At 62.6% G+C, this 16,212-nt stretch carries 14 protein-coding genes; 7 read left to right on the top strand and 7 right to left on the bottom strand.

The genetic code is table 11. From position 1 onward, the window contains the following. Positions 1-263: 263 nt before the first annotated feature. The gene (locus tag DNK10_RS21960) at positions 264-1,466 is read right to left on the bottom strand and encodes an MFS transporter (protein ID WP_131193022.1); all 1,203 of its coding nucleotides are present in this window, start codon (positions 1,464-1,466) and stop codon (positions 264-266) included. A 168-nt stretch (positions 1,467-1,634) separates the two neighbouring features. Between DNK10_RS21960 and DNK10_RS21955 the strand changes: the two genes are divergently transcribed. Continuing rightward, positions 1,635-2,525: a LysR family transcriptional regulator gene (locus tag DNK10_RS21955; protein WP_131193021.1), complete on the top strand. Its 891-nt coding sequence runs from the start codon at positions 1,635-1,637 to the stop codon at positions 2,523-2,525. A gap of 2 nt (positions 2,526-2,527) precedes the next feature. Here the strand turns inward: DNK10_RS21955 and DNK10_RS21950 are convergent, their stop codons facing one another. Continuing rightward, a complete protein-coding gene (locus DNK10_RS21950; protein ID WP_131193020.1) occupies positions 2,528-2,959 on the bottom strand; it encodes a GNAT family N-acetyltransferase in 432 nt (143 codons plus the stop codon). Between the two features lie 143 nt (positions 2,960-3,102). On the opposite strand from DNK10_RS21950, the gene DNK10_RS21945 reads away from it, so the two are divergent. Next, positions 3,103-3,654, top strand: a complete 552-nt coding sequence (locus tag DNK10_RS21945) for a flavin reductase family protein (protein WP_131193019.1) — start codon at positions 3,103-3,105, stop codon at positions 3,652-3,654. A 299-nt stretch (positions 3,655-3,953) separates the two neighbouring features. On the opposite strand, the gene DNK10_RS21940 is transcribed toward DNK10_RS21945, so the two are convergent. The 3 genes from DNK10_RS21940 to DNK10_RS21930 form a co-directional block, all read right to left on the bottom strand. After that, positions 3,954-4,451: a GNAT family N-acetyltransferase gene (locus DNK10_RS21940; RefSeq protein ID WP_131193018.1), complete on the bottom strand. Its 498-nt coding sequence runs from the start codon at positions 4,449-4,451 to the stop codon at positions 3,954-3,956. Positions 4,452-4,531: 80 nt separating this feature from the next. Next, positions 4,532-6,862: a bifunctional acylase PvdQ gene (pvdQ, locus tag DNK10_RS21935; RefSeq protein ID WP_131193017.1), complete on the bottom strand. Its 2,331-nt coding sequence runs from the start codon at positions 6,860-6,862 to the stop codon at positions 4,532-4,534. Between the two features lie 77 nt (positions 6,863-6,939). Then, a complete protein-coding gene (locus DNK10_RS21930) occupies positions 6,940-7,485 on the bottom strand; it encodes a sigma-70 family RNA polymerase sigma factor (RefSeq protein ID WP_279635873.1) in 546 nt (181 codons plus the stop codon). A gap of 176 nt (positions 7,486-7,661) precedes the next feature. Here DNK10_RS21930 and DNK10_RS21925 point away from each other — a divergent pair, with 176 nt between their 5' ends. Beyond that, a complete protein-coding gene (locus DNK10_RS21925; RefSeq protein ID WP_131193015.1) occupies positions 7,662-8,627 on the top strand; it encodes a FecR family protein in 966 nt (321 codons plus the stop codon). A 366-nt stretch (positions 8,628-8,993) separates the two neighbouring features. Here DNK10_RS21925 and pvdP read toward each other — a convergent pair whose 3' ends face one another. Continuing rightward, the gene (pvdP, locus tag DNK10_RS21920; protein ID WP_165496023.1) at positions 8,994-10,613 is read right to left on the bottom strand and encodes a pyoverdine maturation tyrosinase PvdP; all 1,620 of its coding nucleotides are present in this window, start codon (positions 10,611-10,613) and stop codon (positions 8,994-8,996) included. Between the two features lie 150 nt (positions 10,614-10,763). On the opposite strand from pvdP, the gene azu reads away from it, so the two are divergent. Continuing rightward, positions 10,764-11,213: an azurin gene (gene azu, locus DNK10_RS21915; protein ID WP_131193014.1), complete on the top strand. Its 450-nt coding sequence runs from the start codon at positions 10,764-10,766 to the stop codon at positions 11,211-11,213. 36 nt (positions 11,214-11,249) lie between these two features. Here the strand turns inward: azu and DNK10_RS21910 are convergent, their stop codons facing one another. Continuing rightward, positions 11,250-12,377 carry a cupin-like domain-containing protein gene (locus DNK10_RS21910; protein WP_131193013.1) on the bottom strand — a complete coding sequence of 376 codons (1,128 nt, stop codon included), beginning with the start codon at positions 12,375-12,377 and terminating at the stop codon, positions 11,250-11,252. A gap of 224 nt (positions 12,378-12,601) precedes the next feature. On the opposite strand from DNK10_RS21910, the gene DNK10_RS21905 reads away from it, so the two are divergent. The 3 genes from DNK10_RS21905 (at position 12,602) to pvdO (ending at position 16,108) form a co-directional block, all read left to right on the top strand. Next, positions 12,602-13,957, top strand: coding sequence for a dipeptidase (locus DNK10_RS21905; protein ID WP_208738854.1), 1,356 nt, complete (start codon positions 12,602-12,604; stop codon positions 13,955-13,957). Between the two features lie 38 nt (positions 13,958-13,995). Beyond that, positions 13,996-15,192 carry an acetyltransferase domain-containing protein gene (locus DNK10_RS21900; protein WP_131193012.1) on the top strand — a complete coding sequence of 399 codons (1,197 nt, stop codon included), beginning with the start codon at positions 13,996-13,998 and terminating at the stop codon, positions 15,190-15,192. A 94-nt stretch (positions 15,193-15,286) separates the two neighbouring features. Next, positions 15,287-16,108 (top strand): dihydropyoverdine dehydrogenase, encoded by an 822-nt coding sequence (gene pvdO / locus DNK10_RS21895; RefSeq protein ID WP_244216304.1) that lies wholly within the window; start codon positions 15,287-15,289, stop codon positions 16,106-16,108. Positions 16,109-16,212 lie beyond the last annotated feature (104 nt).

The following is a 16,212-nucleotide window of genomic DNA, read 5'->3' as shown; positions in this document are numbered from 1 at the left end:
GGCGGCCCCACCCGAAGGGCCGGGCCCGCTTTGCCGCGATGCTGCGTTTCTCGCCGGCTCATTTAGCCCACTAAACTTCGCGGCTGTGTGACCCACATGGATGTGGGAAATGCCGCAAGCCCGCCGGGAGCGGGCGCGGCCCTTGCCTCGCGGCAAAACGGGCTCCGGCGCGGTCGTGCTGGAACGTCAACAGGCCCTATCATGGGGACAGGTATCTGCGCCGATTCGTTCGGCTTGTCGGATCGATCGGCATCGTGCGAGGTTCAACGTCCTCGAGTAAAGCCGTGTTCGCCGGCCTTGTACACGATCAGCCATGCCAACAGCGCCAAGCCCGCGGCCCCCCATGGCAATGCAGCGGGCCCCACGCCTTGCAGGAGTACGCCGCCGCACAGCCCTCCTCCGGCGATGCCCAGGTTCCAGGCGGTCACGCACATCGACTGCGCGACATCCGCATCGTCACCTGCCGCCCGGATGGAGGCGGTTTGAAACAGCGTGGCGACGCCACCGAACGCCAGCCCCCAGGCCGCTACGCCGGCATACACCAGCAGGGCAGAAGAACCCGACATGGCCAACATCACGCAGGCCAGCGCCAGTACCGCGGCACTCAGCAGGCTGAGCACACGCAGCCAACGGTCGATCAACATACCGGTCAGCCAGATGCCCACCAGCGCTGACAGACCGAACGCCAGCAGCACCCGATCCACCTCCGCGACCATGCCGAGGGGAGACAGAAACGCGGCGATGTAGGTGTAGAACAGGTTGTGGGCCAGCACATAGATGAGGATGGTGAATAGCACCGGACGCACGCCGGGCAGGCGAAACACCCGACCGACAGGCAGTGGGCCGGTGCTGCGCTGCCCGGCAAAGTCCGGCAAGACGATGCGCCCCCACACCAGCAGAACCAGCGTCAGCACGCTCATCAGCACGAAGGTGTAACGCCAACCCAGCACACCGCCGAGAAAGGTGCCCGCCGGTATGCCGAGAGACAGCGCCAGCGGCGTGCCGACCATCGCCACGGCAATGGCCCGCCCTTGCAGATGAGAAGCCACCATGCGCGCCGCATATCCGGCGACCAGCGCCCACAGCAAGCCGGCGAACACCCCGGCGAAAAACCGCGCGACCAGGGTCAGCGGGTAATGGCTGGATAGCGCCGTCACCAGGTTGACCACCGCGAATCCCCCAATGGCGGTCAGCAATAGCGGCCGCCGACGCCAGTTGCGAGTCAGCATCACCAGCGGTATCGCAGCCAGCAGGGAACCCAGCGCGTAGAGCGTCACCATCTGCCCGACCATGGCCTGGCTGACGCCAAGATCCGCGCTCAGCTGCGGCAGCAGCCCGGCTGGCAGCGCCTCGGTAAGGATGGTGATGAAGCCGGCTCCCGCCAGCACCAGCAAACCGTTCAGTGGCAAACGCTCGCGCTCAGAGGCTACCTGAGCTGCGGCAAGGGAATGTTCATCGGTATACATGGAAAACGCCTGTGGCAGGTCTCGGCGCAGCGGGATGCGGCCAATCGACCAGGTCAGCAGGTTAGGCAGCAGCGCTGTCGAGAAAAACAGGCTAAGGTTCGCAACTTATCGGACATTCTTGTCCTTAATCCAACGCATTGGCGATTTGCGCCCATGATGGAATCCAGGATGGACAACCTCAGCGGCATCGGCGTATTCGTGCAGGTCGCCAATACGCGCAGCTTCACCGAAAGCGGGCGCCAGCTCGGCATTTCCTCCTCAGCGGTGGGTAAGAGCATCGCCCGGCTGGAACAGCGCCTGGGTGTACGCCTACTGCACCGCAGCACCCGCAGCATGACGCTGACGGCCGAAGGCCAGCGCTTTCTCGAACGCTGCCGGCGTGTATTATGCGAACTGGAAGCGGCGCAGCTGGAACTCACCAGTGCCGCCGAGGGCCCCAGCGGGCGCTTGCGTATCAGCATGCCGCGAGTCGGTGAACTGGTGATGCCGGTGCTGATCGATTTCATGCAGCGCTACCCACAAATCGAACTGGACATCGACCTCTCCAATCGCATGGTGGATGTCTTCGAAGAAGGCTTCGATGCGGTGATCCGCACGGGCCCCATGCAGGATTCCCGGCTGACCGCCCGGCAACTCGGCACCTTTGCACAACAGCTGGTGGCCAGCCCCGACTATCTGCATCGCCACGGCATCCCGAAGCAGCCGGCGGATCTGCTCGACCATGCCTGCCTGATGTACCGCTTCCACGCCAGCGGCAAGCTCGAACGCTGGCCGCTGCAGGGCGTGAACGCGGATCTGCAACACGCGCTCAAGCAGCGCGTGATCTGCAATACCCTCGACAGTCTGCTCAGGGTTACCCGCAGCGGGCTCGGCATTGCCTGTCTGCCGGATTTTCTGATCGCTGAAGATATCGCTTCTGGTCGCCTGCAACCGGTGCTGGTGGATCATATGGAACGCAACGGCGCTTTCTGGATGCTCTGGCCTAACAGCAAATATGCGTTACCCAAGCTCAGAGTATTCATCGACCACATGACCAGCACCCTATTCGCCAAGCCCTGAAATCAAAGCGCCATATGGATCAGCGGAAACGACCGCCCCTCCCCATCGGTGGCGCTACGGCCGATGTCACGAAAACCATAACGGCGATAGAAATCATGGGCCGCCGGGTTCTGCTCGTTAACGTCCACCGTCAGGTCGCCGAGGCGTGCCCGGGCATCATCGAGCAGCCGTGAGCCGATGCCCTGGCCATGCAGCTGCGGATCGACGAAGAGCATTTCCACATGACGTTCGCCCAGGCCGATGAAGCCGGCCACACCCCCGTCATCGAGTCGATAGACCGAGATGGTTACGGCATCCAGATAAAGGTCGCGCACCTGGCAATACAACGTCTCGACGTCCTCGGCCGAGAGGAAGTCATGGGTCGCCAGCACCGCACGGTGCCAGATTTCGAGCAGACGTGGATTGTCGGCAGCTTGTCTGGGACGGATGGACACGCACAGCGCTCCTGCGGGCAAGAATGTTCGAGGTGCAGGTTAGTGACTCATCAGCAGTGCCTGCAAGCCGATTCAATCGAACACTGGCCGCCAAGCACTTGTCCACTTCAGCACATGCCACTGTCATCACAGGAGCAGAGTCGATGAAACGCTATCGCAAGACAGACCACCCGCTGGACGACGTGCGCCGCTACCTGGAACCCGGCCCCATCGTGCTGGTGAGTTCCAGCTGGCAGGGACAGCACAACATCATGACCATGGGTTGGCACATGATGATCGGCTTTCAATCTTTCGCCTGCTACATCTGGGAGGCCAACCACAGCTTCGAGATGATCAGAAACAGCGAAGCCTGCGTGATCAATCTGCCGACCCTGGACATCGTCGATACAGTGGTCGATATCGGTAACTGCAGCGGCGCCGAGGTCGACAAATTCGCGCGCTTCGGTCTCACCGCAAAACCGGCTGAACGGGTCGACGCACCCTTGATCGACGAGTGCTACGCCAACTTCGAATGCCGCCTGGCCGATGCCAGCCAGATCGACCGCCACGGCCTGTTCATCTGGGACATCGTCAAGGCCCACGTTGCCGTTTCGCCAAAGCGGCCCAAGACCGTGCATTACCGCGGCGATGGCGAGTTCATGGTGGCTGGCGACTGGATCAGCCGGCGCGGGCGCTTCAAGCCGGAGATGCTGTAAGAGCCTGTTCATAATCTTTAGTTGGGATCCCGTATCCCTATGGATCGGCGGCAATAGCGGCCCCTCTATGACCCGCGTCGAACCATGGACAGGCCTTCGGCCCCGGATTACGCCTGCGGCTAATCCAGGCTACGTTCGGGGCACGACGAACCGTAGGTTGGATCGGGGCGCGCAGCCTAGCGAAGCGTAATCCGATATTTGGCCGGCGTATTCGACACAACATTCCGGGTGGCCGTTTACGCCATTTGCTGTCATTGCACATGGAATTTCGTCGAAAGATCGTGAACAGGTTCTAAGGCCTAGGCTAGAGCGAGACGCATACGTTGCGGCAGATCGGCCTGGCCACCCGGCAGATGGCACGGCGACAGATCTTCCAGCCAGACGAAACCGTACTTGAGATACAGGGCTATCGCCGGCTGATTGGATTTGAGCACCGTCAACTCGATGCAGCGCATGCCCTGCTCCCGACAATGCCTGATCACGCGCTCCAGCAGGCGCTTGCCCAGCCCCTGACGCCGCCAGTTGGCATGCACCTGCATGCCGAGAATGCCCACCGCCGCATCGCCCTCGGGCCGGCAGTAGTTATCCGGATAGGCTTCGGCGGTAGCGATGATCCGCCCTTCATGTTCGATTACATAAACCGCCCAGCCGTTGTCGCCCGCCCGTTCCAGAGCACGGGCAATAACGGCTTTCGGTGGAGCACTTGGGCGGGTCGAGTACAACCCTTCCGCCGTCACCTGGCTGAACAGCTCATGGAAGGCATCGAGGTCGCTGGGGCGGATAGGACGCGGTTGCATGGTCGGCTCGTCGGCAGGGCGGCGGCGCGAGCTTAACGCGACCACCGCCAGTCCGTCAGCCCGACCGCCGTCGCAGCGGTTCAGTCGTCCACGCGCAGCTCGAGCACCTGCAATTCAGGGTCGGCGTCGATCTGCCCGCGGGTGAACGGCAGGCGCTGCCAGACCTGGCGGTTGAACAACTCGGTCTGATCCTTGAAGTGAACCGATGCCGGATCGCTGGACTGGGAGAACGCCAGCAAGCCCTGGGCGACCGGCCCTTGGTCGTCGAAGCTGACCAGTTGCAGGTAGCTGCTGCCACTTACCACGGCCAGGCGTCCATCTGCCTGGGGTTCGCTCTGGATGGCATTGTAGATGCCGAGGCGCCCATCGCCACCGGCAATCGGGATCCACGTACTGCCGCGTTGCACCCCTTGCACCTGCCCCCAGGTCGCCTGCGCGGGCAGGCCACTATCGGCGACCTCTCGGATAGCCTGGAGCAGCGCTTTGGCCAGTCTGCTGGCGACTTCCGGTTGCTGCCAGGCCAGGCCGCGGGGCGTGCTCAGCGGATCGGCGGGATCGAACGGCTCGCGCCAGAGCGCCGCGTCCTGCCCCAGAGCGGCCATGAAACGCTGGAAATACAGGAACCCCGCTCCGGCGTCCAGGGAGGCCTTGCGGTTCCAGGCGGCCAGGGCCGAGCAGCCCGGCGCCAGTTGCGCATCGCTGGAGCGGGCCGCGCAGAATGCGAGCAGATCGTCCAACAGCAGATCGGCCTGGTAGACCCGGTTGTCGTCCACCAGTTGCTTGAGGAAGGCTTCGCTGAATGGCTGTTCGCCACGCCTGGTCAGTTGCTCCAGGGCATAGCGGGCACGTAGTCCGAGTGGGCGGGCATCACGGCTGATCAATGGCGAGAAACCGCTCAGGGGGTGTTGCGGATTGCTCAACCAGGCACTGTCGTTGGAGTTCTGCACGAAGTCCTCTCGTTGCAGCAGCGGCAGGTGGCGCCCGGCGACCACGCCGGGTGCCGCGGCGCCCGGATCATTCTGCCAATCGCACTCGCTGCGGCTGCCATCCAGGCCCGGCAGGCCTTCGGCGACCAGCGCCGGCAACGCGCAGATAGACAAGCGCTGCGGCGGTACGTGGGGAATGCGCGAACCATTGAAGTACAGGGCCTGCCCCTGGTCGTCGACCGCCAGGGTATTGACCCAGGGAATCCCCTGATGCTCCTCAATGGTACTGCGCAGGCCATCCACGTCGGTGGCGCGGTTCATTGCCAGCCATTGCTCGAGGACGGCGGTGTTGGCCAGGTTGACATCCTGCAGAGCGAACGCCTGCTCGTGGCTCCAGTCGAGCTTGCCCGGCCAGTTCAGCAGTGGGCCGAAGCGGGACTCGTAGAAGTCATGACGTTCGTTCGACAGGCTGCCGTCGGCCTCGCGCACCTCGACCTGCAGCGTGGTTCGGGTCAACGGCAGGCTGCGGCCATCGAACAGGTAGCGGGAGGGATCCTTGGGATCGAGCGCCAGGCGGTGCAGGGTGAAATGGCTGGAGCTGTCCACGGTATGGGTCCAGGCCAGATGACGGTTGAAACCGATGTTCACCACCGGCAGGCCCGGCAAGGCGGCGCCCATGACATCCAGGCGTCCCGGTATGGTCAGGTGCATCTGGTAGAAACGCAGGCCACCGAACCAGGGAAAATGGGGGTTGGCCAAGAGCCGGCCCTTGCCGTTCTCGGTGCGCTGGCCGCCCACGGCGATGGCATTGCTGCCACGTTCCAGGCGAAAGTCTGCGAGGCGCGCCAGGCTGGGTGGCGTTACGACGCGGGCCGCCGACGCGCCTGGCGGTGCGGCGCCCAGAACCGCCTCGACGAACTGCCCCAGCCCCCCCTCGACCAGCAGGCGGCGTACCAGGCGTACCAGATCGTCTTCTTGCAGAGGCCGCAGCCAGGCGGCACCACGGCAGCTGGCTGGCTGTTCGGCATCCGCGAGATACCGGTTGAACCCCTTGACGTAACCGGACAGTAGTTGGCGAACCGCCGGACTCTGCGCCGCGCGGAACTCGGCGAGGGCCTGGCTACGGTTCAGCCAGCGAAAGAACAGATCCGAAGACAGGTTGTCCAGTCCGCTGGACGAGCGCCCCTCACGCCCCAGGAAACGGGCTCGCTCGCCGCGTACGGTGAGTACCTCGTCGGCCAGCAGGCACAGGTTGTCGCGGGCATACGCGTAGCCGATGCCATAGCCGAGGCCATGCTCATCGGCCGCCCGGATATGGGGAACACCGAACGATGTCCAGCGAATCTCCACCGACTGGGCGGCCGCTCCATCCTCGGCGGCACTCGCCAGATTCGCCGCTCCCAGGCAGGCGATGCTCAGCAGAATTGCTTTGTACACGTTCACCCCCGTTAGCCCTGTGCAGGAACGCGCCGAAGCGCGGCACATGGAAAACGCGGTAGTGACGAGGAAATTTAAGCGGCCGGGTGAAAAAGCCTGAACGAGGCTGCTGGCGCAAGCATTGATCAGAGACTGCCGGAAGGGGGGCGCTTATAGCGGCGTTTGGCGTCATCGGGGTCGTCTATGGAGTATTCCATTTCCCTGACTCGAACACGACAGTGGCGCATGGCATTGACGATGTGTTTCTCCACCATGCCCTTGGAAATACCCATGCGAGCGGCAATCTCCGGATGCGCCAAACCGTCGAGCTTGCGCAGCAGGAAGGCCTGCCGGCAACTTTCGGACAACTCGTTCAGGGCCTTGCTGACCAGTTCTGCGCGCTGCTGCAAGTAAAGCGAGTCATGGGGTGCACGAAACTGTTCCAGCCCCTGCGCGTTGGGGTCGATGTCGTCAAGCGATTCGCTGCGGCGTATCGCCGAGCGGCGGTGGCCATCGATGACCAGATTGAGCGCCGTGCGGTATAGATATGCCTGAGGGTATTCGAGCGTGTTTCCCCGCCCACCTTCGAGCACTTTCAGGTAGGCATCGTGGGCAACGTCCGCCGCCAACTGGCTGTCGCGCAGACGTACCGTCAGGTAACGCACCAATTGCTGGTAGTATTTTTCCACGATGTGCCACCCCACCCCGTACCCATTCAGGTGAATCCCACGCCCGCAATCCACGGCCGGACGGCACCTTGAGCGGGTGCCCCGCGCATTCTATACTGGCAAAAAGCCAAATCATAATAATTCTCATCATAAAGAGAAGCCTCTTGCTCATGCCAGCCCCCTAACCGAACCGGTAGCCGATGACACTCCACCCTTCTCCACCCGCCATAAACCAGTCCCTCACCGACGAGGCGGCTCACTGGTGCATGCGTATGCATGCCGACGATTGCACTGCGGAGGAATGCGCGACGTTCGAGCACTGGCTCGATAGCGATCCGGCGCATGCCGAGGAATACCGCGCGATGCTCGACATCTGGCAGCTCAGCGAGCACCTGCCCAGGCACTACGCGCCCCCGTCGAGCGGTTCGGCTCGCCAGCGCTGGAGTAGACCCGCACTGGCCAGTGCAGCGGTGGTATTGCTGGCCCTGGGTGGCCTGCTGGGATGGCAGCGGGGCTGGCTACCCGATCACGTGCAGCATGTACACGCCGGAGAAAGCAGCCAGGAGGTGACGCTGGCCGATGGCTCGCGGGTTCGCCTGAATCTGGACACGACGCTCTGGTTCGCCAACTTCCGCGACCAGCGCAGCGTCTACCTGAGGGACGGCGAGGCGTTCTTCGAGGTTCAGCATGATGCCGAGCATCCCTTCGTAGTGCAGGCCGGTGCGGGTAGCATTCAGGTCACCGGAACACGTTTCAATGTGTGGAAATACCAGGATCAGGTGGTGGTTACCCTGACCGAGGGGTCGGTCAGGGTACAGAGTCGTTCCGACCGCGCGGATCAGACCACCTACCTGACGCCCGGCCTGCAGGCTCGCTATGGAGGCGACGGTAACCTGCCGCAGATTGACACGGCCAGCAGCTCGGCCCTGGCCTGGCTCGATGGCAAGCTGATCCTCGACAACCTGACCCTGGCCGAAGCCCTCCCGCAGATCAACCGCTACCTGGACAAACCGGTAGTACTGGCCGACCAGACACTGGCCGAGATGCGCATCGGCGGCATCTACAACACCAATGACGTGGCCGGACTGGTACGAATGCTACCGAAGGTACTGCCCATCGCCCTGAACCACAATAACGCGGGCGAGACCCTGATCCAGCGCCGCTGAGTCCACGTCCGGCGCCCTCAGGAGGGCCACCCGCCAAAACAAACTTGAATGCAGGGGCGGCGTCAACGTGTCCCTATCCACCCTTGGCTGGAGCCTGAACGACAGGCAACCACGCCGGCCCCTTCCTGCCAGTGTCGCGTCAAGGATCAAATGTCGTATCCGAGCGAACGGGCTGAGCAGGCGTAGGGTGGATCGGGCCGCGCAGGTTAGCCGCCTGTCACCTTCACCAATCGACTCACGACGTCCGCTGCAGCCATCCACGACGCACCACGACAGCAGTGTCCGTCGATCTGCGTTCAGAACGTAGCCTGGATTAGCCGCAGGCGTAATCCGGGGCCGCAGGCCTAATCCGTGGTTTAACGCGAATCATCGGCCGGCCGCTTTGGGCCCCGGCGCCAGATGGCGACCGTACCACGGCCTGCGCGGAATACGTCGGGCCAGTCGCCTGGCCTCCTCGTCGGCATCGTGGATAACGTGCAGCGCCAGCTTCATGGTCTCGATATCCAGCTCGCCACCGCCTCCACCATTGCTGCGCCCCCAGGCGCCACAGCCGGCCTCGGCCGGGCCCAGCCACGGCTGATTGACCTCGACCCAGCGTCCCTTGGCGAACCACGAAACCCCGTCGACCTCCCGGCGCTGGATCTGGCCCGGATGGGCCTGCTCATGCGCGTAGAACCAATCCTCGATACGGTCGTCGATCCAGCCGTGAAACGCCCAGAACACCGGATTCACGTGAGACGAGAACGCATCGGCCAGATAGTCGTTCTGGGCGCGGAACCAGCGCTCGGAAAAATCATTGGGCGCCCGGTCGTAGATCATCGGGTACTGGCTGTTCGGATCACGCCCTACCGCAGCCCAGCACATGTGCAGCCAGTCGTGCAGCCCCAGCTCGATGCGACTGCCCAACTCACCCAAGCACAGGGTGGCCAGGTAGTCGGGGTTCTGATACTGAGCCTCCCATAGCTGGAAATTGCCATAAAACCCCTCACTGCTCTTCACGTCCCTGAGCCATTGATTGAAGGCATCGTCACCCGCAGCCTCCCAGGCCGGAGGCACCGAATAACCATCCTTGTTCTCCAGATAATCAACGAACGGCTGGATACCATGGCCGATGAAAGGCCTGGGCGGCGGCAAGCATTTCCAGGACTTCAGCTCCTGGAAGCTGCGCGCGTGTCCCAGCATCTGCCGGTGCATGAACAGGAAATCCTCTCCCGATCCATTGCGATGCCGTTGCTTGCCACGGGCATCTCGCTCCCTGCCCAACGGCCCCGGCTGCCAGTCCAACGCTCGTAACGACTGTCGCCGACTCTCATCGAGACGGTGCCAGCGATCGCGACTGGCGTGCCAGAGCTGATGGAACAGACGATGCCTGGGGGAAACCAGCCAGGCATGCAGGTCAGGATGATAGGGCAACCGCTCCCGGGCCTGAATGAAGGGCCGCCGCGTGGCCAGGAACTCGGCCTGAACCGTCGACCAACCCGGCTGATCGCCACGCCGGCGCAGCTTGCCGCTGAGCGTCGCCTCGCCACCGCCAGTACTCCAGACACCCCAGATCTCGTCGAAGATCGCCGTGCATTCGTAGGCTCGGCCAGTCTCATCGACCAGCTTCCAGCGCAGGTTGGCACCCGTGCCGGTGGAGAGCTCGCCGAACAGCTCGAAGCCACCAACGGAAAATGGCCGGCGCCCGAGATGCCCGCGCAACGCTCGGCCAGATGGCCCGACATCCAGCAGCAACTCCAGTCCCTCACCCGCAAAATCCGCGAACGCCCCATGCCCGTCGAGCAGGTGAAAATCCCAGATACCGACCAAGCGCCCGGCCAGCAGGTTCTGCTCGAGGGTCGGCGGATCGAGGGTGGGCTCCTCGACCAGCGCAGCTTCCTCGGCGGCGCGATAGTGCCGGTAGCCCACGATGGGCACCCCTACCCCGCCCGCCACTGCAGCCACCGCTGCCGCGCCCGCCAGCAATCCACGCCGAGAAACCTTCATCTGTACCCATCCGATTGTCCGCCCCCGTGAGCGTATGCCCCAAGAACGAATGCCTCGGCCTGGAATTTATGCGCGGGCCTAAAGCCCTGCCGATGCCACTCGTTCATTCGGCTGAACCTTTGAACCCAATTCAACCCAACGGAGAATTCCATGCAGCGAGCCCTGCTTCTGGCCCTTGGCCTTGCCCTACCCGGCCTTGCCTGGTCGGCCGACGATTGCGCCATCGAGATCCACGGCACCGACCAGATGACCTTCGACAAGAGCGAGATAGTCGTGCCCGCCAGTTGCGAGCGCTTCACTGTCACCCTGAAGCACCCCGGCACCCTGCCCAAGGAAGTAATGGGGCACAACTGGGTTCTGAGCGCGACCAGCGACGTGCCAGCCATCATCGCCGACGGCAGCGCGGCCGGCGTCGAACAAGGCTATTTGAAACCCGATGATCCTCGCGTCATCGCCCATACCCGCCTGCTCGGCGGCGGCGAACAAGACAGCGTGATCTTCGACACGAAAGCACTGAAGGCAGACGGCGATTACCAGTTCTTCTGCTCCTTCCCCGCCCACTCGGTGCTGATGAAAGGCCGCCTCAAGCTCGGCGCCTGAACATAGGCCGCCAGCGATGGCGGCTGCTCTGATGCGTTACCAGCCCCGTCCAGAGTTGACCCAGAAGTTGACCGACAGCGAAGTGGACAGCGACTCCACCTGATGGAACCAGCCTTCCGGCAGGAACAGCAGATCGCCCGCCTCGAGCACGATGCGCAGGAACACCACCTCACGTGCGTCGGGATATTGCGCGTAATCAGGTCGATCGGGATTCACCGTACAGCTCTCCAGCCCACCCGCCTCAGACGTAGACCAGGTACCCAGCGCCTTGCGGTGGTGAGGTGCCGCCAGAATGAACGACTTGCGTCCCCATACCTGGGCGAAGAGGTTGTCTGAATCATCCCGGTGCAACGGCGTCAGCGTGCCCTTGGGGCCGATCCAGATACGCGGTTTGATGTACAGCTCAGGCGGAAAATAACCGGGGACGCGAATCAGTTCCAGCAGTCGGCCGGGCAGAACGTTGTTGCCCATGTAGGGGGGCGTCTCATCCGGCGCCAGCGGCCGCTCCAGTGAGGCGATGAATTCTGCAATGGAGGTGGAACGGAAATCGCGCTCGGTGGAAAAGGTCTTCTGTACGTAGTCGCCATGCCGGGTGATGCCCTGCAGTTCGGCGAAATGTGCCAAGGATTCTTCGCGGCTCATATTGAACAGCGGCCAATCCTGGAGCGCATCGCTGATGATCAGCGGCGTCCCCTGAGGCAGATAATCGCGACGAAAGTCCTCCACCGACAAAGCACTGCGTGGGCACCGCTTGATCGCCAATAGTGGTGCCTGCTCTGAGGAAAGTCGATCACTGTACCGCTCCGCTGCCGGATAACGCTGGTTCATGGTGCGCGCAGGCTGCTCGACGGGCACACCCCGCCGTGCTGCGCTGATGATCTGCGGCAGCAGAGTCGCCAAGCCCATCTGGCCGCTGATTCTCACCTTGCCGTTGGCAAACAGTTCTTCGACATCTCGGGTGCCGGATACGATTGCGGAAAAATCCTGCTCCTCCAGCTCGATGGTCACATCGGCGTTCGGATGTCGTCCGCGCTGGGTATCCAGCCGCTCCCCCACAGACGACCAGATGACGTTGTCTTCGGCAAACACGAACTGATACACGCCTTGCACACCAACCGCCTGAGCGCCAGTGAACAAACGGGTCAATACCGCGAGCAAATCCATGGTCGGCTCTCCTGGGACTCTTATCACGTGTCACGTGAAGGCTGCGTGTGCTGCGCTACACGGCATAACTCGTTAACGAACGGCATCGCGGCGAAATTATCGCAACGCGGGCGATCCCTTTCGGAGCCGGAATAGCGCCACATTAAATTCACCACGCGCTGACTCGTTCTTCCTGCGAATCGCCCGGCAGTCGGCCGGCGAATGTCTTCGGCCCAAGGAACCTCATGAGCATGAGTCGCACAGCCAGGAAATGGCTACTCCTGAGCACCATAGCAGTGCTGGCGGTAGCCGCCGCGATACTGGCCTGGTGGATTTTCATCAACCGGGTACCGCCCTATCCCCTGGATGTGATGCGTCGGGCCGAAGCCTTGCAGGAACGAATTCTTTCATTCGACAGCCATATCGACATTCAGCCCGACTTCGGCAGCCCGGGTAACGAGGCCAATAAGGACGGCGCCACTCAGTTCGATCTGGTCAAGGCCGCACGGGGCCGACTCAGCGGTGCGGCACTGACCATCTGGGCCTGGCCGGAGTTCTGGACAGGGCCCAATGCTCCGCATCGACCGACTCCGGGCTTCGTCGAAGCCGCCCGCCACGAGCAGGAAACCCGCTACCGGATCATCAGTGGCATCGCCCGGGATTACCCCAACCAGGCGGGTATTGCCTATACCCCCGCCGACTTCCGGCGCCTGGCCCATGAAGGCAAGTTCGCCATCGTCATCAGCATGCTCAATGCCTACCCCCTGGGTGACGACGTCTCCCGCCTGGACGACTGGGCAGCACGGGGCATGCGCATCTTCGGCTTCAGTTATGTGGGCAACAATGCCTGGGCGGACTCGTCGCGGCCGATGCCCTTCTTCGGCGATTCGCCGGACGAACACGGCGGCCTCTCCAAACTGGGCCGTCAGGCCGTGCAACGACTCAACGAGCTGGGTGTGGTGATCGACGTCTCGCAGATGTCCAGCCAGGCACTGGAACAGGTCACCCAGCTCAGCCGCGCTCCGGTGATCGCCTCCCATTCCGGGGTGCGGGGCCTGGTGGATCTGCCCCGCAACCTAGACGACCGCGAGCTACGCCTGATCAGGGATACCGGCGGAGTGGTACAGATCGTCGGGTTCTCGTCCATGCTCAGGGCCTTCTCCGAGGACACCCTGGACAAGGTCAACCGTATGCGCACCGGTTTCGGCCTGCCCAAGGTACAGAACCTGTCCCAGGCAAGCATGCCGGCCGATCCGGTGTTCTCCATCTGGCCGGAGCAGAAGTTCGGCGAATACGCCGGAGCCCTGTACGCCATCCTCGAGGAAGACCCGCGCGCGACGCTCAAGGAATTCGGCGATGCCATCGACTACGCCGTGAAGAAGATCGGCATCGACCATGTCGGTATCAGCTCCGACTTCAACGATGGTGGCGGAATCATCGGCTGGGAGAACGTCGGCGATACGCGCAACGTCACCGCCGAGCTGATCCAGCGCGGATATTCCGACGAAGACATCGCCAAGCTATGGGGCGGAAACTTCCTCAGAGCGTGGGAGCAGGTGCAGAAATCCGGCAAGGGCGTAGCCGTTGCCGCCGACCGATAACGGCCACCTGATCCCTTGACGCACCACGGAGGACAGCCATGACCACGTCCCTGACACAGAACGCTGCCGGCCCCGGCCTGGCAAGCGCCACGATTCAGGCTACGACGCGCGCGCGTCTGGCTTCCATCGACGCCTTGCGCGGCATCATCCTGCTGACCATGCTGATCGACCACGTGCGGGAAACCTTCTTCCTGCACCAGGAAGTAGCCGACCCTGTCGATTACAGCACACCTGTCGGGCTCTACCTGACGCGAATGATCACCGAGCCCTGCGCTCCGCTGTTTGTCTTCCTGACAGGCTTGTCCGCCTGGCTTTACGCCCAGAGCCACGATACGAGAAGCACCCGGCAATTCCTGCTCAGGCGCGGCCTGTTTCTAATGCTGCTGGAAATCACCCTGGTCGATTTCGCCTGGAGCGGCGAGTTTCCGCCGCGCTCGCTCAATTTGCAGGTGATCTGGTGCATCGGCGTCAGCATGATCGTGCTGGCCTGCCTGCTGGGGCTTTCCAGAACCTGCCTGTTGATTCTGGGCACATCGATCATCTGCGGCCACAACCTGCTGGACGGCATCAGCATCGATCGCGAATCGGCCTTCTACCTGCCCTGGGCCATGCTGCACGAGCGTGCGTCATTCGAATTCGCCCACTTCCCGCGTCTCTTCACCAGCTATCCCCTGCTGCCCTGGTTTGGCGTGATCATCCTCGGCTATGCAACAGGCCCTCTCTATGCGTCAGGCACGGATTCGCAAAAGCGCATCTCGACCCTGTTCAAGATAGGCGCCTGGTTGTTCATCGCTTTTGTCGGCCTGCGCTACCTGAACGTCTATGGGGAAAAATCCTGGGTCGACACAGGCGACTGGCTGCAGACCCTGTTGAGTTTCAAAAGCGCCACCAAGTACCCGCCGTCACTGATGTACCTGCTGCCTTCCCTGGCGTTCGGGCTGGTGGCACTGGCACTTCTGGAGAAATACCGGAGCGGCAGGAGCATCCAGCTTCTCGCCATCTATGGTGGAGCACCGATGTTCTTCTACCTGCTGCACCTCTATGCGCTCAAGGCGCTGTATCTGATCGTGCTGCACTCGCTGGGCCCGAACATGGGCAGCTACTACGGCTTCGAACGGCTTTCCAGCATCTGGATCTGTTCCGCCCTGCTCAGCGTTGCCCTGTTCTTCCCAACCAGTTGGTTCGCGCGCCTCAAGCACCGTCGGCGGGATATCGCCTGGCTGCGGTATTTCTGATCCCCCGCGCTTGAACGCAAGGCGTTGTACCGGCTCACTTTCCACAACGAGGTAACCCATGAAATTACTCGTTCTTCTGTGCTCCACCGCCTGCATGGCTCTATCGCTGGCGGGTGTTGCTGAAGAAAAGACACAACCGGGCACTGTCTTCAAGGACTGCAAGGACTGCCCGGAAATGGTGGTTCTGCCAGCTGGCAGCTTCGTCATGGGAACCCCCGAAGACGAACTGGGGCGTCAGCCTGACGAAGGCCCGCAACGCACCGTGACCTTCGCCAAACCCTTCGCCATCAGCCGCTACCCAGTCACGGCCGGAGAACTGGATGCCTATATCAAGGCATCAGGCGTGGTGATCAAGAGCGGCGACGAACGCCCTGGTCGCTGGTGCGAAGCAGGCAAGCCAAGCTACGAACAAGGCCCCAGGCAGCCGGCCGTGTGCATCGACTACTACGAGGTACAGGCCTACACCCAGTGGCTGTCGGAGAAGACCGGCAAACCCTACCGCATGATCAGCGAAGCCGAACGCGAGTACGCCGCACGAGCCGGCTCCACCGGCCCCTTCCCTTTCCCCTTCGACGAGGAAGGCGACTACCAGATCAGCAAACACGCCAACACCTATGGCCCGAAGGATGGCTACACCTACAGCTCCCCGGTGGGCAGCTATCCCCCCAACGCCTTCGGCGTCTACGACATGCATGGCAACGTCTACGAATGGGTAGCCGATTGCTGGCACAAGGATTATGTCGGTGCCCCGACAGACGGGAGCGCCTGGATTGAGGACGACAGCTGCAAGCTGGCTCACATGCGTGGAAACGACTGGGGAGAGCCACCCATTTTCTCGCGCTCAGCCAATCGCAATGACCGACCCAAGACGATAAGGGGTGACTTTCTGGGATTCAGAGTCGCTCGCGAACTTTAAAACCCAAGTGCCGTGGACGAAGCACAGGCGGATCTGATCTGGACTACCTTGATGCTTCGCCAGCGGCACCCGGTCTGAGCTACGCACAGGAGAAGTCGGCAGGC

Source organism: Phytopseudomonas daroniae (assembly GCF_004327275.1).
GTDB classification, from domain to species: domain Bacteria; phylum Pseudomonadota; class Gammaproteobacteria; order Pseudomonadales; family Pseudomonadaceae; genus Aquipseudomonas; species Aquipseudomonas daroniae.
This window is presented reverse-complemented; position numbering and strand designations above follow the sequence as displayed.

Bases quoted from the DNA above. Each gene is read 5' to 3' on its own strand.
- DNK10_RS21960 (WP_131193022.1), bottom strand. From the start codon at position 1,466: ATGTATACCGATGAACATTCCCTTGCCGCAGCTCAGGTAGCCTCTGAG.
- DNK10_RS21955 (WP_131193021.1), top strand. From the start codon at position 1,635: ATGGACAACCTCAGCGGCATCGGCGTATTCGTGCAGGTCGCCAATACG.
- DNK10_RS21945 (WP_131193019.1), top strand. From the start codon at position 3,103: ATGAAACGCTATCGCAAGACAGACCACCCGCTGGACGACGTGCGCCGC.
- DNK10_RS21940 (WP_131193018.1), bottom strand. From the start codon at position 4,451: ATGCAACCGCGTCCTATCCGCCCCAGCGACCTCGATGCCTTCCATGAG.
- pvdQ (WP_131193017.1), bottom strand. From the start codon at position 6,862: ATGTGCCGCGCTTCGGCGCGTTCCTGCACAGGGCTAACGGGGGTGAAC.
- DNK10_RS21925 (WP_131193015.1), top strand. From the start codon at position 7,662: ATGACACTCCACCCTTCTCCACCCGCCATAAACCAGTCCCTCACCGAC.
- pvdP (WP_165496023.1), bottom strand. From the start codon at position 10,613: ATGAAGGTTTCTCGGCGTGGATTGCTGGCGGGCGCGGCAGCGGTGGCT.
- azu (WP_131193014.1), top strand. From the start codon at position 10,764: ATGCAGCGAGCCCTGCTTCTGGCCCTTGGCCTTGCCCTACCCGGCCTT.
- DNK10_RS21910 (WP_131193013.1), bottom strand. From the start codon at position 12,377: ATGGATTTGCTCGCGGTATTGACCCGTTTGTTCACTGGCGCTCAGGCG.
- DNK10_RS21905 (WP_208738854.1), top strand. From the start codon at position 12,602: ATGAGCATGAGTCGCACAGCCAGGAAATGGCTACTCCTGAGCACCATA.
- DNK10_RS21900 (WP_131193012.1), top strand. From the start codon at position 13,996: ATGACCACGTCCCTGACACAGAACGCTGCCGGCCCCGGCCTGGCAAGC.
- pvdO (WP_244216304.1), top strand. From the start codon at position 15,287: ATGGCTCTATCGCTGGCGGGTGTTGCTGAAGAAAAGACACAACCGGGC.